At 45.6% G+C, this 22,336-nt stretch carries 14 protein-coding genes; 4 read left to right on the top strand and 10 right to left on the bottom strand.

Annotated elements, in window-relative coordinates; all coding sequences use genetic code 11:
- Positions 1-127: 127 nt before the first annotated feature.
- Genes recD through recC form a run of 3 tightly spaced genes read right to left on the bottom strand, consistent with a single transcriptional unit; the run spans position 128 to position 9,053 of the window.
- On the bottom strand, positions 128-1,984 hold the full coding sequence (gene recD, locus CSH92_RS07250) for an exodeoxyribonuclease V subunit alpha (RefSeq protein ID WP_100656955.1): 1,857 nt from the start codon (positions 1,982-1,984) through the stop codon (positions 128-130).
- Complete coding sequence (recB, locus tag CSH92_RS07245; RefSeq protein WP_100656954.1) at positions 1,978-5,625, bottom strand: exodeoxyribonuclease V subunit beta; 3,648 nt, start codon at positions 5,623-5,625, stop codon at positions 1,978-1,980. Before recB ends, recD begins: the two co-directional genes overlap by 7 nt.
- The gene (recC, locus tag CSH92_RS07240) at positions 5,622-9,053 is read right to left on the bottom strand and encodes an exodeoxyribonuclease V subunit gamma (RefSeq protein WP_100656953.1); all 3,432 of its coding nucleotides are present in this window, start codon (positions 9,051-9,053) and stop codon (positions 5,622-5,624) included. Before recC ends, recB begins: the two co-directional genes overlap by 4 nt.
- A 369-nt stretch (positions 9,054-9,422) precedes the next feature.
- Between recC and dut the strand changes: the two genes are divergently transcribed.
- On the top strand, positions 9,423-9,878 hold the full coding sequence (dut, locus tag CSH92_RS07235; protein WP_100656952.1) for a dUTP diphosphatase: 456 nt from the start codon (positions 9,423-9,425) through the stop codon (positions 9,876-9,878).
- 5 nt (positions 9,879-9,883) lie between these two features.
- Here the strand turns inward: dut and CSH92_RS07230 are convergent, their stop codons facing one another.
- From CSH92_RS07230 to CSH92_RS07200, 7 genes are all read right to left on the bottom strand, one after another.
- A complete protein-coding gene (locus CSH92_RS07230) occupies positions 9,884-10,285 on the bottom strand; it encodes a hypothetical protein (protein WP_100656951.1) in 402 nt (133 codons plus the stop codon).
- A gap of 211 nt (positions 10,286-10,496) precedes the next feature.
- Positions 10,497-11,660 carry a porin gene (locus tag CSH92_RS07225; RefSeq protein WP_100656950.1) on the bottom strand — a complete coding sequence of 388 codons (1,164 nt, stop codon included), beginning with the start codon at positions 11,658-11,660 and terminating at the stop codon, positions 10,497-10,499.
- A 14-nt stretch (positions 11,661-11,674) separates the two neighbouring features.
- Positions 11,675-12,100 carry a phosphate ABC transporter substrate-binding protein gene (locus CSH92_RS07220; RefSeq protein WP_100656949.1) on the bottom strand — a complete coding sequence of 142 codons (426 nt, stop codon included), beginning with the start codon at positions 12,098-12,100 and terminating at the stop codon, positions 11,675-11,677.
- Between the two features lie 250 nt (positions 12,101-12,350).
- Positions 12,351-14,027: an AMP-binding protein gene (locus tag CSH92_RS07215; RefSeq protein WP_420807498.1), complete on the bottom strand. Its 1,677-nt coding sequence runs from the start codon at positions 14,025-14,027 to the stop codon at positions 12,351-12,353.
- A gap of 160 nt (positions 14,028-14,187) precedes the next feature.
- A complete protein-coding gene (locus CSH92_RS07210; RefSeq protein ID WP_205662137.1) occupies positions 14,188-15,531 on the bottom strand; it encodes a ribonuclease J in 1,344 nt (447 codons plus the stop codon).
- 60 nt (positions 15,532-15,591) lie between these two features.
- On the bottom strand, positions 15,592-17,979 hold the full coding sequence (locus tag CSH92_RS07205; RefSeq protein ID WP_100656947.1) for a TonB-dependent receptor: 2,388 nt from the start codon (positions 17,977-17,979) through the stop codon (positions 15,592-15,594).
- 178 nt (positions 17,980-18,157) lie between these two features.
- Positions 18,158-18,532 (bottom strand): DUF2750 domain-containing protein, encoded by a 375-nt coding sequence (locus CSH92_RS07200; RefSeq protein ID WP_240612756.1) that lies wholly within the window; start codon positions 18,530-18,532, stop codon positions 18,158-18,160.
- 209 nt (positions 18,533-18,741) lie between these two features.
- Between CSH92_RS07200 and CSH92_RS07195 the strand changes: the two genes are divergently transcribed.
- From CSH92_RS07195 to CSH92_RS07185, 3 genes are all read left to right on the top strand, one after another.
- Positions 18,742-20,238, top strand: coding sequence for a bifunctional metallophosphatase/5'-nucleotidase (locus CSH92_RS07195; protein ID WP_100656946.1), 1,497 nt, complete (start codon positions 18,742-18,744; stop codon positions 20,236-20,238).
- Positions 20,239-20,255: 17 nt separating this feature from the next.
- A complete protein-coding gene (locus CSH92_RS07190) occupies positions 20,256-21,833 on the top strand; it encodes a GGDEF domain-containing protein (RefSeq protein ID WP_164084681.1) in 1,578 nt (525 codons plus the stop codon).
- Positions 21,834-21,896: 63 nt separating this feature from the next.
- Positions 21,897-22,262 carry a hypothetical protein gene (locus tag CSH92_RS07185; RefSeq protein WP_100656944.1) on the top strand — a complete coding sequence of 122 codons (366 nt, stop codon included), beginning with the start codon at positions 21,897-21,899 and terminating at the stop codon, positions 22,260-22,262.
- Positions 22,263-22,336: the final 74 nt, after the last annotated feature.

Genomic DNA, 22,336 nt, shown 5'->3' with positions numbered 1-22,336 from the left:
GTCAGGTCGACCGGCGAATGAACATACATAGCAGCTGTCAGTTTCAAATATTTCGAAAGTCCAACATGCATTTCATGCTGCAATTTTGCATCAAGCAAACTGCACACTCAACTAGAACTCACAACAACTAAATCGGCTTTAATCCACTCCAACGCTCTCCATCACGTTGTATTGCGTCTATAAACTGAGCTTTTTCGCTAAATAAATACAAGGACTGCTTAGCTCGCGTTATTGCAGTATAGATCAGCGCATTAGACAGTAGCTCGTGCGGAGTCGCCCGTGGCAATAATAAGCCAACATGTTCGAATTCACTGCCCTGAGACTTGTGTACAGTCATTGCAAAAACTCGCTCAAATGCGCTGATCCGATTCAGATCAAGGAAACGGATTGTGGCTTGGTCCGCATGTAAAAAAGCAATCCGCATCCCCGCCTGCGGTGAATTCCAAACCACACCAACATCACCATTAAACAGTCCGACACTGGGCATATTTTGCGTAACCATCAACAACTGACCATGAAAATGGCGCTGCTCTATGGAAATGCCAAGCCGACGTTTAATCGCCTGCTCTATCGCCTCATTGAGCATTTCAACGCCTTCAGGTCCTTGTCGAACACAACATAGAAGACGAAACTGGGCGGCCAAGTGCAATGCTTTGGCTGGATCTGAGGTTTCGCGTGCAATCGGCAGATAGTAATCATGCACCCATTGCTGAATTGCAGAGGTTAACTTGGACCGTTCGATTAACTGCAGTGAAGATGCGGGGTCGGTCGACAGCTGAGAAATATATTGGTGAGCTTCAACAGACTGGGTGGAATCCAGCTTACTGGCCAAAACTTTATTTGCAAAGGTGGATAATGCACCGCTAAAGCGGTGGGTATGAGTCAGCTGTATCGCACTCACTAGCTGTGGCGCCTCGCCCACATACTGGCTTGCTGACGAAAACAATTTATTTAGCCACTCTGCTTGTACACAGCTCAATTGGTTTGTTGACTTTGGCATGATGTTGGGCAACACATTGCCACTTTCAACTGCCGGTAATTGATGTGCGTCGCCCACCAAAATAAGGCGACAATGGTCCGGAACAGCGCGCAGCAATCGGGCGAAAATTGCTACATCTAACATCGAGCTTTCATCCACCACTAAGATATCTAATGGCAGCGGCCTTTCTTTATCGTACTTTACCGAAACATCACTTTCTCTTAAGCCCAATAGCCTATGGATCGTTATTGCTGACGTGTTTATTTCAGCAATGTCAGATGCAAGTTCTGGTGCCTCAGCAAGGGAGTTAAACGACTGTTGCAAGGACTGGCTGAGGCGCTGAGCGGCTTTTCCGGTGGGTGCAGCAAGGCCAATTCGCAGGTTCTCTTGCTGGGTCAATTGTAATGCCACGAGGAGCCGCGCAACCGTATAGGTTTTTCCCGTACCAGGGCCTCCAGATAAGATTAACAACCGTTGTTGTTGCGCTAGTGCAACAGCGACTTGCTGCCAATCAACTTGTGGGCCGCTGGCATTAGGTGGAAACAGTAAAGGCCATGCATGCTGCAGTTTCGTTAACGTTTCATCAGAGCATGGTAGATGCACATGCAATGTAGACAATCGCTGTTGAATGTCAGCTTCAAATTGGTAATAGCGTGCGCTGTAAAGTTTATCTTCCGCGAGTACTAAAGATTCAGGGTCAGTAAAGCACTCCGTAAGCGTTAACAAGTCTTGCCGCACCGTCGTATCGTCTGCAAACTGATACCCAGACTTATCCGCTTCAAGATCGCACCACCAGTTCTGTTCTGCAATTTCACCTAAAGGTAAGCAGCTATTGCCGTGTCGCTGGGCCCACGACAACGCCATTATATAATGCATACAACGGTGCCAGCACTCTTCGTCCAATTTCACACGCAGCGGCTCTAACAGACTTTTTGCTAGGTAGAAATCGAGTGGCGTGAGGCCATGGTAACGCAGTAATACATTCGCTAAGGTTAGTTCTAGCATAGTGCGCCTTTGGTTTCTTTATGCGCCGTAAACAGCTGATCTAATTCATCCACAGTGGATTTTGTAAGTGGATGATAGAAAACCCCTTGTTGATCTTTACCGTCGGGATGCATGCCGCGCAGATAAAGATAAGCTACACCACCAAAATGACGGTCAAAGTCATAATCAGGTAGGATATTTTTCAACATCCGTTGCAGCGCGACAGCGTAGATTAAATATTGTAGGTCGTAGGCATGCTCAAGATTATTCAATGCTAGCGCGGCAGGCGCGTAATCATCCAGATTATCGCCCATATGTGTCGATTTATAATCGCACACATAATAGCGGCCTGCAGACTCAAAAATGAGATCGATAAAGCCATGCATCATGCCTTCCAATACCCTTGATGCTCCTAAAACTAAATTTACGTTCACATCCTGTGGCAACAGTCGCTGAGCAACTAACTGTTGACGATGTTGCGCTAGTATTTGAGAAACCTGATGCGGGTCAACCTGGGCCACAGGGAAATAAAACTCTGCTTCGCGTAATGTCTGAGCGTTGGCAAGTTGGCTTAAGGTGAGAGTTGTACCGGCTTGTCCTAACTGGATCGGCGTTACCATAATTTCCTGCAGCCACTCTTGCATGGCTGCTTGGTGCTTTGCGGTGCGTAACAACGCGTACTGCTGATCAGCCGCTGCACAAACCGTCGACCAGTCCGGGTGACTAAAATCAGTGTGTTCCAACACATCATGTAAAAAATTTCCCGCTTGCGCACCTTTGGCAAATCTAAACCTAAAGGCTAACTCTGCTTGCTGTTTTTTGCTTTGCTGCTCTTCACTGTCAGTCTTTGCCGCAACATACTCAATCTCGCGTAAAGTTAAATCAGCACCGTGCGACAATCGAGTAAGCGCACTAAACGAATGGAGCTGCCACTGCGTGTTTATCTGCCCAGTAAATGTGCTTAGCATTAACGGAGCATCATCCATAGGATTGTGCGAACTTTCTACATGCTTAGGGAGTTCATGCGCAAAATGAAGATGTGACTGCATTTCAGCATCATTGCAAATGTGTTGTAACATCGGTAACCACGGCACTTCTGGATTTTCCGTGATATTCAACAACCGGCCTAATGCTGAAGCGTGATACCCTGCTATATCAACTACCCCCAGATAACAGCGATACTCAGCCCGGGTAATTGCGACATACAAAAGCCTTACCGTCTCTTCAAGTTCTTGCTGTTGCAACAAGGTCTCTGCTGGCAAGGTAACGCCCAGCTGGCAAACCCGTTGGTCAGTTTTCGGATCGTAGTATTGCAGAATACTTTTCTCACGATTCCCCACTTTAGTCGGGTCCGTGTACTCATTTGCAAAAGGGATAAAAACAATCGGGTATTCAAGTCCCTTCGACTTATGTTGGGTAACAATTTGGATTAATTGAGCGTCAGACTCTAAGCGCTGTTGAAACGCTTCACTCAGATCTGGCTGATGGATCTGTTGCTGTAACCAGAGGATTGTTTGTGCTGGATTCGCATGTTCTAATTCACGCTGTTGTAACAGCTCAGCCAAATGCAAATAATTGGTTAGTGCCCGCTCGCTATTAGCTATAGGCTGATACTCGTTGCGCAGCACTGCAAAAAGCAGCGCCAATACTCCGTTATCCGACCAAGTGCTGCGTAATCTTTCAAGCTTCACTCGTAACTCACTCCACAATGGCGATAACGGATCGCTTTGCATTTCTTGTAGGTGGGTTAGCGGAATACTCAGCAATTGAGTTGATAGTGCGGCGAGTAAATATCTATCGCGCTGGTTATACCAAATCCCCTCAAGCAGACGTAACACTTCAGCGGCTTCTTGGCTGCTAAACAATGGCGTTTTATCGCTCAAGTAGACCGCATTGATATCCTGGCTTCTCAATGCCTTTATCATGACTTCGGCTTCGCGCCAGTTGCGCACTAAAATTGCAATATCATTGGGTTTAAGTAACTTGTCTTCACGCTTTGCATCACGCAATAAACGCTGAATTTCAAGGCTGCACCACTGCGCTATCGATTGCTTTACATGCCTTTCTTGTTGCCCATGAGTGGCTTCATCATCAGCAGACGCATGAATGTAATTTATCGCGCCTCGCTCAGTTTGCAGAGGGTCATAAAAGGGCTTCTTAGCAGCAGCTGACTGTTCAGTGGCATTCACCAACTGATAGCTTATTTGTGCCCCAAACACGGAGCCCTGCGTGCTATCAGCTGCCCTTCCGCTGAAAAGTTGGTTATAGGCTTTCACCATGGCCGCAATGGAACGCCAATTAGTATCCATCAACCAAATGTGATCAGCACTGTCACGCGCTCTGAGGTAGGTGTAAATATCCCCGCCACGAAACCCATAGATTGCCTGCTTGGGGTCGCCGATCATCATCAGTAGACTATTAGACTGGGCGTTTGACTTAACATACACAGATTCAAAAATTGCGTATTGATAAGCGTCTGTGTCTTGAAACTCATCAACCAAAGCGACTGGATAGGTCTGTTTTAAACGACTCGCCAAGGCAGGTGAACGTGCCACCCCATCAGCCATCTGCTTGATCAAGTCATCAAAGCCGACTTCACCCAAACGCTCTTTTTCCTGCGTGATGCGTTCACGGATCCAAGTAACCCCTGTTAAAACCTCGCTGAATACGGTGCTTGCGTCAGTACGCTGCTGTACCTTTTTATTCAAACTGGCGACGCTGGACATGACTGATGTGCGCAAATTCTTAAGGGGTTCAAATAGCGTTTTTATGACGTCGTTACCGCGGTAACGGTTGCCATTAATAAAACGCCCCACTTCTGCTGGTATTTCCTCTATGCTACCTGCCGAAAGCCAATTTAATAAAATTTCCCATTCGCGCGTACGCTCAGTGATATGTTTAGGTTCCTTGATAAGCGCCGCACAAATTTCCGCCTCGTGAGCCAACATATGCGCATGTAATTCAGCCATCTGCGCTTGGAATTGGCTTTGTAACAACGCAATTCGCGCTTGATGATCTGCTTTAAGTTGTTCTGCCGTCACTAGATTGATGCTTTGATCGCGATAAAGCAACGCTTCAAACGCTCGCTTAAAAGATGCTGGTGAGTCCCAACCCTGTTGACTAAGAGCATTGAGTTTAGCCGGAGCTCGCTGCAGAATACGGAACCAATCTTCAACTGCCTGCTCAACTATGTGCGCATGGTCTTGCTCTAACGTAACGGTAAAGGGGTTATGCGCATCAAAAGCAAGCGTCTTTAGCATCCTCTGACAAAAACCATGAATGGTATAAACCGCGGCTTCATCCATCTCTAGCACCGCCACTTTTATGCGTTGCATTGCTTGCGCAGGTTCATTGCTGGAATATAGTGCTTCAAGCACAGGGTCTGAAGCCTCCACTCGGTAATGCGCACTGGTCCAGTAACTCAAGGCATGTTGTAACGCTTCGGTTAAGCGACCACGCAATTCTTGCGTTGCGGCATTGGTAAATGTCATCACCAGTATTTGCTGAACCGAATAGCCACATTCGATAATAAGACGCAAATACAACCGGGTAATATTGAATGTTTTACCTGTTCCGGCACTGGCTTCAATTAAATGAACGCCGTTGAGCGGTAGAGCAACGACATCCAGATTTTTCGCCTTTGGTGACATCGCAATTGTCATGCTCGCCCCTTGTTCTGTTTACGCAGCTTTTTATGCGCCGATAGAAACGGTCGAAAAACTTCATACATAGCCGTTAATTCATTAAAATCAGGGAGTTGATTGTCAGGGTTAAAGCGTTGCCAATACGGACTGTCCGCAAGTGTCGTTTGCATAGGCTGAGGAGTTGTTTGCTTTTCTATGGCCTGCCAAAGTGAAGTTGTATCTTGCAAAGGCTCTTGTTGACACACAACCGCCGCTAAATCGATAAACCAATAACAAGGAGATTGTTGCAGGTAAATTAACCGATCCAGCAGCAGATCAAGACACTGCTTAGCCTGGGTGGGTGTGACAGTTTCATAAACTATGTGATCAATCTGGATTTCCGTGTCTTTATGATTTAGACAGTACCCTACTCCGTCAACCTCTTTGTCTAGCGCAATACTGCATAACATCTGCTCAATACGGTTTTGCATATGCTGGCGCGCAGCAAATTCTCGAATATGCCAATGCAGTGTAGTGCCAAGTATCGAGCCGACAGCCAAATTGTAACCCGCAATAGTGCCCTGCAGAGTGGTATTTTCATATTGATAGCGCCCCTGTATCTGCTCACAGGGTTCCCCACCTATAGTTTCCCGCAAAGCAATGATAGCCTGCTGCCATTCAATTAAAGTTTGCTCGACAACTGGATTCTTCGGAACCGCACCGTCAGCAAAATAGTGTTCTGTAATACGCGAGTAAGATCCCTCTTCAGCACCAGATAATGCCTGGTCTAGGAGCTCATGCAATAGGTTATGCCGAGTCAAGTTATCAATGGTGAAGGGTTCAACGTCTTGTAACAGTGGCTCCTGTTGGTCCAGGTACAAGCCCAACCCTTGATTCGCAAAATATTTAAGCGGATCACGAAAGGCGCGAGTCAGCTCACCAGGGCTCAACGTGAGCGGGGATGCAGCTCTTATCGGCCATTGAATAGTAGGTTTAAATTTATTTCTCTGCTGCAGTGCGCTAGCCAATTTAAACCACCCGGCATCGTAACTATTGAGCATGGTCGCCTGACTTTGCTGAAAGTTCTGAGCTGAAAACGCATGCAACGAAGTCGCATAATAGCGATAAACGGGTATTGAACCTTGAATACCATAATCGCTATCCAAATAACTTTGAAACTCGCGCAACACCAGACTCGGCTGACGTTCCGAGTTATCTTTTACCTGCCGTGCTTGATAACTCAAATAGATTTGTTTGCGAGCAGAAACAATAGCTTCTAAAAATAAATAGCGGTCATCGCCACGGCGTGAACGATCACCTAAACGACGCGGCTGATGCTGCATCAAATCAACCGACAAAGCTTGACTTGGGCGCGGATAATCTCCGTCATTCAGTCCTAGAAGTGCAATGATTTTGAATGGGATACTGCGCATGGGAAGCATAGAGCAAAACGTAACCTGGCCGGTCATAAATTGATTGATGACATCGGGCTGCGCAAACTGGCCTCGCAGCGCAATACGCAATTCGGCTAAACCAATGGGTTGTGTAAAGTCAGCCATTTCAGCATGTGTAGTTAATTCAGAAATCCCTCTTTCAAGCAGCATTGCTGCCCGTGTCGAATTCGACAAGTCGCCGAAAACACTTTGTTTGAGCTGATGCAAATACGCCTGCCATTGCGGTATTGTTCGCGGCTTTTGTAGATTGCCTCGGTGCTCTTCCAGTAGCTCCAATAACCAACACAACTTACCCAAAGCCTCAGCTGCAATACCCTCCACATCTGGAACAGTCAACGTACCGTCGATGAGTACCGCACTATCAATATGCAATAAGCCCAGCAACAAACGTTGTAACCCCCATTTCCAACTGTACTTGCGTAACTCGCCATCATCCTCAACGACAAGGCTGACATCCCCTTGCTGCAGTATATTGCGCTTATGCTCTTGATCTAAGCCCCAACGCACGTTTGCCGCGGCGAGCCATTGTTCTAACAATTGTAATTCTTGTGGCTGTATAGAAAAATGAGTCGCGATGGCTTCGGTTCGCAAGTATTCGATGATTGCGGTAACTTCAAAGCGACTGTCGGGTAATTCCAATAACCGCATGAACATGGCAATTTCAGGAATACTATCAAGCGGCGCCCTGTCAGCCACTGAGCACGGAAGCCGAGCCTCCTCAGAAGTAACAGTGCGACGGGTTGAAAAAACGGCAGATATATACGGGGTATAATCTTCAATAGCCGGACACATCACCAGCACATCTTGTGGACGTAATGTTGGATCCTGTTGAAATTGTGCGAGCAAATGATCGTGTAAGCTTTGTAGTTCACGCAATGGGCTGTGGGTCGCAACGATAGTCACCGAGCTATCGGCCTCATTCTGCGGCATATCGGGTAAGCGCCTGACCCCATTAAAGATGGCAGACTGAACTTGCTGCAGAAGCGTTGGGGAGAGATTATCCAACGGTTTAGGTTGCTCCAGTGGGTTCTCAAATGCGCCGATTTCGAATAATTGTTGTTGCTGCAAAAGATTAAATAAATCCCGACCTTGTTGCCCCATATTGGCCAACATTGGATTTGGCGAAGATTCGTCTAACCACGTGGCAAGCTGAGTCGCGCGTGCGCGCGCCCGATCGGTTTGCAAATCGCCCCAGTAATCCATGCACGGATTTAGATGAAATATATGGATATCACAGTGATTGGCTAATGCACTAAAAAACTCCACTAATTGTGGTGCCATCGTATTTAATGCAAACACATAGATATTCGCAGGGAGCCCATCTAACTGGTCCCGCTTTGCACTTGCCAAAGCGTTAATCGCTTGCCGATGTAAAGCGGCTGGATGTAGCGGTTCAATGGCCACCAAGGCTCGCCACAAAGCCGCTTGCCATTGTTCAATATCGGCTCCGTGTTCATCATTAGTGACCGTGTCGTGGCTTTCCCAAGCAAACAGCCAATCTGGTCGGTACAACATGTATTGTTCAAACACATCGGCAATGGCCGTGGCAAATTCAAATACACTCGCATTTGCCTTGGTGCTACTCCTCTGCTGGAGTGCGAGAAGATAGTTACGCAAGTCGCTAAACTCGCCTTGTTGCAAAAACGACTCTTGCTGAAACAGTCGATAAAGGCGCCAAGCCAGTACTTCACGTTTGTAGGTAGATTGCAATGGAACCTGGTCATCACCCAGAATATGACGCGCGACTTGCCACATAAATCGCGTTGGCATAGGGAACTGCAAATTCATCGCGATCCCGCTAAGGTCGGCCAATTGCATGTTCAACCAATGCTGCATACCTAAACTCTCAACCAAAATAGTTTGCGGTTTTAGGACACTCTGAGGTGAATCACATTCACGCGACGCAGTCATTACTGCATCCAACAATGTAACCAAGTGTTCGAGTTTGTTTGATGGGTATAGGCGGAGCAAGATAGTCGAGTTTTTTTCTATTCTGTACACATGGTAAAACATCGCACAGTGAAAACCTAGTGAGAAAAATCCCGTACGAATTTCAGGACACGTAAAATTCGTACGGGCAAGGTTATTGCGTTATTACCCACTCCGGCGGCTAAGCGTTGCCTGGCACTTAACTGCCTTCCATGTAGATAAAAACTCAGTTAACGAAAGGTACTCAGCATTATCGGTGCCAATATTTTTTAGTGTTTATTTTCAATGACATGCATGATTCTAGTGGTACTGAAGTCGTTCTGGCAATGACTGATTTGGTGCACAGCTGCATTACATTAGTGCAGTATTTAGTAGCAAAACGAATGCTCGACTAATGCATTGTGAGCAAAAATCGGTAAACTTAGCAGCCTGATTAATCCATTGAAATTTGCTATGCAACCGATTGAACTTAAAATCTTAGATCCACGCCTCGGTGACACTATCCCTTTGCCTGCCTATGCAACTGATGGTTCGGCCGGAGTGGATCTGCGCGCTTGCCTCGATGAAAGCGTGGTATTACACCCAGGCGAAACCTACTTAGTCCCCACTGGAATTGCTATTCACATTGCTGACAATAACCTCGCTGCGACTATACTGCCACGCTCAGGGCTGGGTCATAAGCATGGAATTGTATTGGGCAACTTGGTTGGGTTAATCGATTCTGATTACCAAGGTCAGTTGTTCATCTCCTGCTGGAATCGCGGCAATGAAACCTTCACCATTGAAAGTGGCGACAGGATCGCTCAACTGGTTTTTGTACCTGTAGTACAAGCGGCATTCACCATTGTTGATGAATTTGGTTCCAGTCAACGTGGCGAAGGCGGTTTTGGTTCTACCGGCGTTGCTTGATCACGCTATTGCGAATATTGCTCAGCGCGGCGTTCATACTCCGCGCATGCAGGCGTCGTAATATCGTCGTTTAATTGCTCACAGCTTAACTGCGCCATTGAATTGAGGCAGTCCGCGGCTGGCTGGTAAAGTTCATGCTGACCTTTGATGTCGGAATAATCCATCAAACTATCACAAACACCCGCAATCATTCCTTCTAACATTTGCTTCATTTGCGGCGTAATATCAGGCGACCCAGCCATTTCCTGTAGCGCGCAGGCTTTAAATTTCTCACATGCCGCTTTCGACGCTTGATGCAGCGCATCATTAGCCTGTGTACCAGTCGCAGCAAGACAAAGCAGTATCGTGACAGTAAGAAAAGAATTAAAAGAAAGACTCAGCGACGGATAAAAATTGAATTGAAACATGTGATATTACCTTCCCTGGAAAACGTATATCAAACGTAGTAAAGAGCTTAATTGAAAGCAAGGCAAACTTAAACATTCATGCTTTTTACTTTTCTTCAATTCAATGGCATATCTATTTATTACACAGAATTAGTGGATTAATGATATGAAAACAAAAAAGCCGAACACTAGATGACACCTACTGTTCGGCCATAGCAATTAACTTCTAGAGTTAAAATACGTAATTCACACCCACTCTGACTAGCGTAGCATCGGCAGAATCATCGACGTCATCTGAATATCTGCTGATATCTGCTTTAAACGCAATATTAGTATCAAAGTCATAACGTAACGTTGCGGTCAATACATTGTATTCGTCAAGCTGAGCTAATTGTGAGCCCGCAGCAACACCGACTAATTGAGCGATAAGTTCAGGCGGTAATGGCGCAGAACCAATTGCCGCAATCTTGTCTGCATACTTCACATCACCGCTGGATTCGAAGCTTTCATACGTCAATGCTGGTGTCCATTTACCGAAACGCTTGCCGGCTGTAATGTAGTAGGCATCATCGTCATTAGCAAAGCTGTCATCGACTTTAATATTGGTATATTCAGCACCGACGAACCAATCAAAATTGTCGTACATCACACTGAAACCAACGAATTCACCAGTGTCATCTTCAATTTTTAGATTACCGGCCAACTCGGTGAAACCTAAGCTTTCCAGCGCCGCGAAGCCTTGTCCAACAGCCAGACCGACCGCATCCGTTGATTGGGTCAAATCAATTGTGGTGCTGGTTCTTCCGTATACGCCACGCAAAGTCCACTCACCATCGCCGAATTGCAACGAAACTAACCCTGTATTGTCGCCAACGTTATCTGCACCAAAGGTTTCACCTTTGAATTGCCCGTAGGCTAGATCTAACAAGTAGTCCCAATCCCCAGCCAAACCAGTGACTGACACTTTAATCCCATCCATGTTATTGAACGGCACGTCATAAACCACTGATGGTACTGATAACCAGTGATAGGAGTAGCCAACATCTAAGGATGAAGAATAGGTAAATAGTGGTAAGCGAAAACGCCCTGCAGTCACAGTGACGTTGTCTGTAGCGGCATAGGATAAATAAGCCCATTCAAAGTCAGGGTCATAATCATTCTCGCCTCTTGCCAAAACCTGTGCCGTAGCGGTCATTTTATCATTGATATCACCACTGACTTGTATCGCGAATAAGCTACCTTGGCTAAAATCAATGTCGTCGTCATAGCCGTATAACGTGTCGTCGCTACTTGTCATTCCACCAACAAGATTAGCGAATCCGTTGATCCTTACATCTGCATGCGCCGCGGTACTGATCGCCATGGCAATTGCTGTCATTGCAAAATACTTTTTCATCGGAACCCCCAATCTTAATTAACTGAAATGGCTTTTACATCGCCGGTTACAGAAGCACTATCCACATAGCCGATGGCACTAGGATCTGCTGCAACCGCAGCAATCACAGCTGCATCGTCGGCAACTTCGGTAGGTGGAACGCCTTTACCCGTGAATACGAGTTTTGACCAGTAAGCAGATACCTGAGCTGAACTACGGCCAATAATTGAGGTATCGAAATCAGCGCGTACGCCAGATTCAGCCACCTGATTGATAGGAGTCGCTTCAGAACCTCCGGGAAACTTCTTTTCCTTGCCCAGGAAAATACGCTGCACCGTTTTAGCGTCGATGGCGTCGGCGTTGCTGGGATGCACTACCATGACCACTTCCGCCGAAGCGATATGACTCGCGAGAGACAATAAAACTGCTATGCCTCCAGTAATAACGTGCTTTTTCAACATGGCATTCCTCATTTTTTGAGTGTTTTCATCAATTTAGCGGCGCGCACTTTAGTGACACCATGATTAATAAACAACCAATTTCGGGTATCGTTTTTTATACGCTGGTGCTACAAAACATAACCAACGTTCAACTCGCCGTAAGCAATCCTGCGCGCACAAAAAAGGAGGCAAATGCCTCCTTTCTGAATGCTGCAATACCGGCAACTTTCACTTGCCAATATGGAACAAAACCCTGTTCTTAATCAACAGTTTAGTCGTTCCACACAACCTTGCCAGTATATTTTTTCTGGATCACGTCTTGAAAACGTTCTTCAAGAACATGGCGCTTCACTTTTAATGTTGGCGTGAGCAGATCATTCTCAATTGACCATTCTTCTTGCATGACTACTACGCGGTCCAAACGTTGGTGACTTTCTAGTTCGCCGTTGACTTTTTCTAACGTTGCTAACAATGCAGACTCAACTTCCTCCCGAGACTCGTTGGCAGCTTCTGCCGATAGCACCAACAGCGCAATAGGTTGTGGCAAATTTGTACCAGTCACACAGACTTGTTCAACGATTGGGTTTTCCATGATTTTCGCTTCAATCGGTGCTGGCGTTACGTACTTGCCCTTAGCGGTCTTAAAGATATCTTTCAGGCGACCGGTAATACGCACGTAACCGTCATTATCGATAGTGCCTTTGTCACCCGTGCGCAACCATCCGTCTTCGGTAAAAGCTTCAGCGGTTTTCTCCGGCTCTAGATAATACTCTTTCATGTTGCACGGTGACTTAACTTGAATCTCACCTTCATCTGAAATACGTATATTGACTCCATCATAGGCATGTCCAATGCAGCCCACTTTATCTGTCCGATACGGCACGCTGCTAGTGCCATACGCACAGTTTTCAGTCATTCCCCAACCTTCACTGATTTTCACCCCGATCCGCTCAAACCAACGAATAACTGCAGGCGCTAGTGGCGCCGATCCACTGGCCCAAAGCCGCGCTTGATCGATACCCAACCCTTGTCTTATCTTGCGCGCGATCGCTCCTTTTACAATAGGAATACTCAGTAATAGATTCAGTTTCTTTTGTGGCATTTTGGCTAAAATACCCATTTGGAACTTCGTCCATAAACGAGGTACTGAAATAAACAACGTGGGCTGGCAGGCCACTACGTCACGTTGGAAAGTATCCAATGATTCCACGAAACTCACTTGCATAGACGAATAGATACTCGCCAATTCAACCAATACGCGCTCAGTAATATGCGCCAGCGGCAAGTAACTTAATACGCGATCATCTTTCGACACAGTAAGTGCTGTGAGTGAATTTTGTGCAGCCCAGCAAATTGTATTGAAGGTGTGCACAACCCCTTTTGGCTTACCGGTACTCCCAGAGGTATAAATGATTGTCGCCATGTCATCCATTTCAATGTTTGGCTGCCCTTCCAAGGGTTCAATATCCATAAACTCTTGCCATTGCATGTCCACATCGATACCAGGGTAAGGGAATGCAACAGATTTAATGTTGTCGGGAATGGCTTTAATTTGGTTTTCGGTATCATCGAGCTTACCAACGAAAATCAGCTTAGTATCGGAATGATTCAGTACGTATTCAATGGTGCTATGACCAGCCGTGGCAAAAATTGGCACTGACACATGCCCTGCCATCATGATTGCAAGATCAGCGACAAACCATTCCATGCAATTTTTAGATAAAATACAAATACGACTGCCAGGCTCTAAGTCCATTGAGACCAACCGGTTCGCAGCCCTTCTAACCAATTGTCCAACGTCTGACCAAGTATAGTCTTTAACGACGCCGTCTACCGGCTGTTTCAAATAAACCAAATCGGGATTTTCTTGTTCCCATTTATAGAGCATGCTGAGCGGTGAAGTTGGGTTTTGTGTCATAGTTGTCAATACTTCCGTTTGTAGGGGCATATTCATCTTATGGTAGACCAATTAACATTGCATTTACATAGGCTAATTAAGACTGCTTCTTTTGCCAAATTCAATATTAATAAGTCGACTAATAACTCATGTTTATTCGAGCTATTCTTTCAGTCGCAACGTAAAAAGCGATTCTCTGCAGAGAGGGCCGCTATGCTTCAATGGGAATACGACCGACTTTGATGTGTTTGCGCTTTAACATTGGCTGGGGTGCGAGCTGAAAAAAGTCTCCATTTTGGCCTGCAAAGGATTTCATCACACCCGCTTTTTTTGCTATCCGAGCATTAGCTTCAATATGTTCGGCTTCACCATGCACCGGAATCGCTATTTGCGGCTTAACCCAACGGTACATCGCCATCAATTCGTCTTTGTAAGGGTGTCCCGACGCATGGATCGGATGTTCACTGGTTTCGGATAAAATGACCTTGATTTTACGGCGTTCGAACTGGGTTAATAGACGCTCTACATCTGTTTCGTTACCAGGAATGATCATCGCACTGAAAAGCACAGAATCTCCAGCATCGAGATTCAATTCAGGGTGAGTGTCCATTGCAAGCCGCGCCAAAGCCGCGCGCGGCTCTCCCTGACTACCTGTAGCAATCGCTAGAACTTCTTCACGCGGTAAATAGCCAATATGTTGAGGATCAATAAGCTCAACATCTTCTGGCCAATATCCGCACACCCGCGCGACGCTAACCATGTTCTGTAGACTCCGGCCTAAGACTGCGACATACCGCTGCGTTTGTTGTGCGACTTTAGCAATGGCCAACAGACGCGCAACGTTACTGGCAAAGCAAGTGACCACAACCCTGCCGGGTTGGTTCTTAACTGTCTTAAGTAAGCCTTGGTAGCACTGATACTCAGAGGTTGAATGCCCTGCTTTCAAGGCATTGGTTGAATCACAGACCATCGCCAATACATTGCGCGCAGCAAGTTGTTCAAAGATTGATGCATCAAATTTTTGCCCGATTCCTGGCCGATAATCGATTTTCCAATCCGCAGTATGAAAAACGTTACCAACCCGCGTCGAGATTAGTAACGCGCTCGGCTCTGGCAAAGAATGTGTGATGGGTAACCACTCAACAGAAAACTCGCCAATGCTTACCTCTGTGGCAAAGTTTACCTCGACAATCGGCACCTGCCCATCTAGCCCCACTTGCGCTAGTTTTCGGCGTAATACCTCAGCCGTGAATGACGTTGTATAGATAGGTGCCTGAAGTCGGCGCCATAAGTGTGCAATGCCACCGATATGGTCCTCATGGGCATGGGTAATAATTATTCCAACAAGATTTTCTTTTTGCTGCGCAATAAAAGTAGGGTCAGCAGCGACTACACGGAAACGCTGGTTTAAATCTGGTGTTAATGGTTCATCAAATGTGATTCCGCAGTCCACCATTAACCATTGACCATTATGGCCATACAAGTTCAGATTCATACCAATTTCACCGGTTCCCCCCAGTGGCACAAACCATAGCTGATCTTGATCTGCTGTCATTGGTAACTGTTCGCCTTAATTATCGTTAAAAAAAAGGGTGCCGAAGCACCCTTAGCTCAGTTAGAAATAATACCTGAATGTCGCACCTATGGTACGCGGTTGATTGGTTCGATAGGCCAAACGAGCGCGTCCGCCACGTTCACGGTCAAAGGATAAATTAGCATTCTCATCGAGTACGTTGTTAACGTAAAGGAGCGCCTCCCATTGATCGAATTCAAACCCCATATTCAAATTTAACGTTTGATAGCTATCCAGCTCTAAATCGAGATTGGTCGTTTCAGAACCGGTTGCCCCGCCAAACGGTAAGTTAGATACAAACTGACCAGCTCCGGCGACTTGGTCACTAGGCTGCGTAATCCGATCACCTACGTATTGTAACGAAGCGGACATGTATGTATTAACCGAATTAAACAACGGTGTCGGGAAGTTGTACGTTGTTGCTAAAGCAAACTGCAACTCTGGCACTGACGCTAGTCGGTTCCCCTTTGCAACGCCACCGATAATATTGCCGTTACTATCTAGAACGGTGGAATCGAACTCAGCTTCAATGACTGACCCGGCAAAGCTGATAAACAGATAATCCGTTGCTTGGCGCGTGACCTCAAACTCAAGACCTTGGGTGTGGGCTTCTTCGACGTTAAAGGAAATCCGTGATGAACATGAACCTGCATCCAAGGTTACCTGTAAATCGTCGATGTCATTGTAGAAAGCCGCTACGTTGGCAGTCCAACCCCGCGCTGCCGCTTTCATTCCCACTTCATAGTTGATCAAGGTTTCATCATCATAGTCTTGGAAACCCCCAAACACGGCGCGATCACTATCATTACATAGGGTTTCGTTGAGTGGATCATTAACCCCTCCTAAACGAAAACCTTGTGAGACCTGCGCATTGACATTGACGGTTTCATTCATTCGATAGTTAGCAATAAGGCGTGAGGTGAATCCATCAGATTGCGTTGAGTCGACCTGATCATCGCCATTAGAGAACAGTCCCCCCGTTGTAAACCGACGACTTTCCTCATAATCATAGAAACGAGTACCCGCAGTAACGGTTAAGTCTTCGTTAACATCAAAGGTCAATTCACCAAACACCGCTAATTGCTCTAGATCGTATGGTAGGTCTGCGTTATAGGGCGAGTCGGCACCAAAGCCGTTAGCAACTGCAGCGGAAACACCATCGCCCAGAACTGAGTCAGTAAATGCATCATAACCTGGAGTGGGTAAACGCTGTGAATACGTGCGCTGGGTATCAGAAAAGAAAACGCCGGTCAGCCACTGCAAGGCCTCATCACCATTGGAGGCAGCACGGAATTCAAAAGTATCTTGTTTAACTTGGGTGCGATCACGCAAATTTGATGGTAACAACACTGCAGCATCAGGATACCCCAGATCAACACTGACTGAACCAGTTAGAGCGCTGGCATCTCGACTGACTAAAATATCTCTGTCGGTATAACTATACACGGCGGTAAGATCAACTTTGTTCAGCTGCCACTCTGCCGTCACATCTGCGATTGTAATATCGTCTTCAAATCCTTCATTCAGCAGTAAGTACTGCTCACGTTCGCCGAGTTGAATCGCTGGTCGTGTTGTGGTGTAAGGGTTAGCGAAAAGGTTGAAAACTTCCTGTCGGTTGAAGCCGCCCATGTCAATAGACTGAAAAATAAGTCTTGGCGTGATACTGAGATTTTCAGTGGGTTGCCATTTTAGCGCGACTCTGCCACCGGTCCTCTCGCCATCGTTAACGTCTTTGAACCGCGTATTATTCTCGCTAAGTGCATCGATGAAACCAGCATAATCCGTACGATAAGCTACTGCTCGTAATGCCAGCGTGTCATCAGTTAATGGGACATTCACCATCCCTTTGATATGGTTACCATTGCTACCATCAGTAACTGTATTCAAATTTGCTTCTACCGATGCTTCAGTTAGCCCCAATTCCGGTTGATTGGTGATGTAACGCAATGTGCCGCCAATAGAACCACTACCGAACAGTGTTCCTTGGGGACCGCGTAAAGCCTCGACACGATTCAAATCATAAAGATCTAAATCAGGCGTAAACAATGATAATGAAATGACGCTTTCATCCAGATATACCCCAACCTGTTCTTTAACTCCGGGTTGGTCTCGCACGATTTGTCCAGCAGATACTCCACGCATAGCAACCTGACTTTGACCAGGTCCTAAGTTCTGAATGGATACACCGGCAACACTGCGGGTTAACTCTTCAAGATTAGTCGCACCAGCGCGTTCGATATCCTTTTGGGTTTGCGCGTTTATTGAAAATGGAACTTCTTGCAGGCTAGTCGAGCGTTTGGTCGCGGTGACCATTATCACTTCGATATCATCTTCATTGGGTTGTTCTTGGGCAATTGCAGGCGTAGCAAGGAGACTCGACATTGCTAGAGCAAGCAAAGACGGCTTGAACAATCTAGGATTATTTTTCATTGTTGTGTTCCTTCAATACTTTTTTTGTTATCTCGTGTATTCCGCAGATCCTCAATGGCAAGTGGAAACCATGTGTCGCTATGAGGAACGCTTTCTTTGGTTTAGCAACAAACCCATTAACATACAAGTAAACCAACAAATACTTACAATTTAACAACCCAAAGCGGCACAACGCTATCTATCGTGTAAGCAGGGTTTCTAACTCTTCGGGCAAAAATACCAGCCCATCTTCACCCGGTACAGGAAATACTGCGACGGCAAGGTCGTCGTCTTGCATTCCTCGAGTCCAACGCGCAAACCAATCGGTTAAGCTGATTGCGAGTGCAGAACACTCGCTCCATTCTTCATTTCGCCAGAGCTCGGCAGCCTCTTGTGTCGGCCACACGGGGATACAGTCTTCATCGTCAGTCGTTAACATTACCGCGCCATCAGCATCGGATAAAATCCAAATCTGCTGATAGTGATTAACAAGTTCATCGAAATACTGGGTTCGTTTTTCTGCTGGAGCAGCTAACATGTCGTTTAAATCAGGTGAATTCAATTTATCGTTCATCGTTTCTTTTCTGTGGGCCTTTTGCCTTAGAGTATCGTACAAACACGTTAAACTGCTACCAGCAAACCTTAAAATCATTACTTCTCGTCCATCGCTGCTGTTAACAAGGTGTTGATTTGAAAAAAGAATCGCTAGCGAAATGGCTTAACTATGGAAATTGTACTCATACACGCTTATGATGATGGAATAGCAGCGAAAGAGCGCATATTATGAATAAGCGGCTGTGTTGTCTTCTCATCGTTATTGGGCTGATTTCCTTCTCGAGTACTGCCAAGCAGCAACTCAGGATTATCTATGCCGCAGATTTGCCAATTATTGGTACACAAGCCCATGGTGATTACGCAGAATTAGCGACCTTGTTGCGCGAACAACGAGCACAACAAGACATTATGTTTGTTTTCGGAGGGGCTAGCCTGGCTCCAAGCCCTTTAGCCTCGTTTGATTCTGGTTCGCACATCATCGACATTCTTAATTTACTCGCGCCTGATGTGATGAGCGTCACGAAACGTGAATTTAGCTATTTTGAAGATGAGTTAATCCTCAGAAGTTACGAAGCCTCCTTCCCATTGCTGCTAACTAATGCTGTAGACAGTTATACGCAGCAACCCCTTGATGGACTCTACACGCACATTGTTATCGCAAAAAATGGGCTGAAAGTGGGTTTTATTTCGATTTTATCCCCACAAATTAGCGAAGAGTATTTACTCCAACGCGCCCGAATCTTGCCGCCGCGTGAAAGCGTAGAACGTTTTGCAACAGAATTAAGTGGGCAAGGCGTCGATCTGATAGTGTTATTACATTCTGATAGCTTTAGTTTTATTCAAGAATTGTTAGACGATGCTACGATTCACTTGGCCATACAGAGCGATCCAAATAGTCTGACAAGGGCATCCGCGGAGACTAAACAGCGGTCCAACCAATTAACAGTTGACCAGAACGGTCAGGCAGCAATTATTAATGTGACACTCGAAGAACCGGGATTTGAGGGTAATAATTCAGGGATCGTAGTCGATTACTCACTACACGATCTAGCTGAATTCAAGCCTAACCCACAGGTTAACGCTGCAATTGCTCATTATCAGCATCGGCTGGAATCACAATTAAGTGTGCCACTCTCAACCATCACGCAAGGTTTCAGTACCAAAAAAGAAATAGTACGACAGCATGAAAGCAGTTTTGGCAATTTTATTACTGACGCAATGCGACAGGAGGCCGATAGTGATATTGCTGTCATCAACGGTGGTGTTATTCGTGGTAATCGCGAGTACCAACCCAATACGATTTTTACCCAGCGTGATTTATTGTTAGAACTACCGTTTCGAGCTCGCTTGGTTGAGCTAACTATCACTGGGGAGCAGCTTAAGATAGCGCTTGAAAACGGCGTGAGTTTGTATCAGCAGGGTAAAGGACGCTTTCTACAAGTATCCGGCATGGCTTATGCATTTTCTCCTTTACAACCGGTTGGACAAAGAGTGAGTAATATTACGGTTAATGGCCAACCACTTATAAAGGACAAAATTTATCGCTTAGCAACTACGGATTATTTATATCGAGGTGGTGATGGTTTTGCAGTATTCAAAGGACTTGAACGTAATTTTAGTAATGCGCCAACCAGTCCCTTGATTGCAGATATTGTTGCGCGTAATCTGAAGCGGAACAAACATTTATCCGTCGCGACCGAGCAACGGATAACGCGAGTTGAATGAGGAAGAGAATTATTAACATGGCAAGCCTGCATTCCATCCGCACGATCACAAATATTTTGCTGGGGCTATTTGTCGCACTATTTCTCATTATCATTGTATTTAGCTACCGCCAGCTCTCTGAAACCGAAAATTCTTATTCTCACATCGCTAATAACGTTGTTCCTACCTTGGCTGACAATGGAATTATACACAGTCAGCTCACGGCTCTGGCCTTCTTAGTATCAAGCTTTTCTCAATCTAAAAATGCCCCAGAAATGCGCGTAAACGAGCGGCAGGTTAATGAAAAAATAGAAGAAATATATCGTCTTATGGATGCTGAAAGTGCAGCAGTGAATGACCTCAAAACCGTAGAAGCAGAGTTTGAACTTTTAAAAGATGCTATGACCCAGTCATTGTCTCTGCAACAAGTTGAAATTAGACAACAAGGTTTAATTAGCCAGCAGATGGCACAGGGCCCAGATGCAGTTAGGTACTCAATTGAAATTAGCCAATCCTTGTTCGCCGTGCATACCGCAATTGGACAACTCTTCCAAGCTGAGCGATTGATGGACCTGCGGAATCAAGAGAGCCGAATAAACGGACTTTTTTCGCAACTGTATGCGCAGAGTGAGCAACTAGAGGAAATAAACCTTTACCTCAAGGCAATCCAAGAGCTTACGTTTGGCGACGAAGGTTACACAAGTATCAAAGCTAAGATCATGCGTGAGCGTGCTCGTATTGAGGGACAAAGTAATTTTATTCGACGATTTGTTCTTGATATCGCTAAAGATGCCGAATTTCGTGCTTATCAATTTGCTGAACAGCAAGCGCTGTTGACCTCCAACTTTGCAAGAACAACTTCGCAAAAATTTAGCATATTGCTGGCCGTCTATACCCTAACTTTCTTGATCGGTTTTTTACTGATCTTATATATAAAAACTCGCGTTGTATCGCGATTAGTGACCTTAAATCAATCAATTAAAGCGCAAGCAAAACGTGCCATATTGATCTCTCGTACTGAAGACAAAGATGAAATTGGCGAGTTAACCAATACCATTGCCAACCAATTCGATACGATTGAACATCAAAAGAATGAACTTACTCAAATAAGTTTTGTGGATAGTCTGACTAAAGTTGCAAACCGACGCGCATTTACCGAACACATGAAACAAATCTTGCCTTTAGCGGTGCGCAATAAAATACCATTATCGGTGATGTTAATTGATGTGGATTTTTTCAAGCAATACAACGATGAATACGGTCATGTTAAAGGTGATGAGACGTTACTTGCAGTGGCCCAAACACTTGAAAAACTGAGCCGCAGGGGGACTGATTTCGTTGCCCGCTATGGCGGTGAAGAATTCGTTTGTGTGCTCCTTGGGCCATCGCATGAAGAAGCGCACAATTTCGCCGAGCAAATCTGCGAACATATAAGAGCACTTGGCATACCTCACAGCGCGAGTTTGAACGACCCAAGACTGACGGTCAGCATCGGCATTTGTACCGAGCCCAATCCAGATGAAGCAGCAACAGAACGCCTTATCCAGTGTGCGGACACTGCGCTATATCAAGCCAAAACACAAGGTCGTGATCGAGTGGTAGATTACAAAGCGTAAAAAAACTTGCATTTAATTTGATATCAGCAATACTGTATATAAACACAGTATTGGAGATCATTTATGTCTTATGGACTAACTTGTATCGATCAAGCCGTAGCAAAATATGGTTTAAGTGCAGAGCCCTGCGACAACCAATTTCAACGGGTTTTAGGTTGTTTTGGTGGCGAAGTTCCAAGTGTTGAAGGTAAAAGCTTGCCGTTTTGTATTAAGCGCTTTTTGTTTCAGGCCCCTCTCTACTCGCAATGGTTTTTACACGTATTGACATTACCCAAAGCAAATAAGCCTTTAGCGTGTTTTATTTGCGATGTTAAAGGCAATATTGTTGAACGCGTGTACTATCAGAACTCACGTAAATATTATGCTGCTTGTGATCGGTTATTGAACTCTATAAAAGAGCTAGCAGAAGAGCACCGAATTGCCGCTTAAGTTAAGCATAGATGTTGATAAAAAAGATTAACGCTAGGTGCATGGAGGCTCTTTGCAAAAAAAAGGCTAATTTA

The organism is Neoalteromonas flava (assembly GCF_002807685.1).
Classification (GTDB): domain Bacteria; phylum Pseudomonadota; class Gammaproteobacteria; order Enterobacterales; family Alteromonadaceae; genus Alteromonas_E; species Alteromonas_E flava.
Note: the sequence above shows the minus strand (reverse complement) of the source record. Positions and strands in the feature narration are given on the sequence as shown.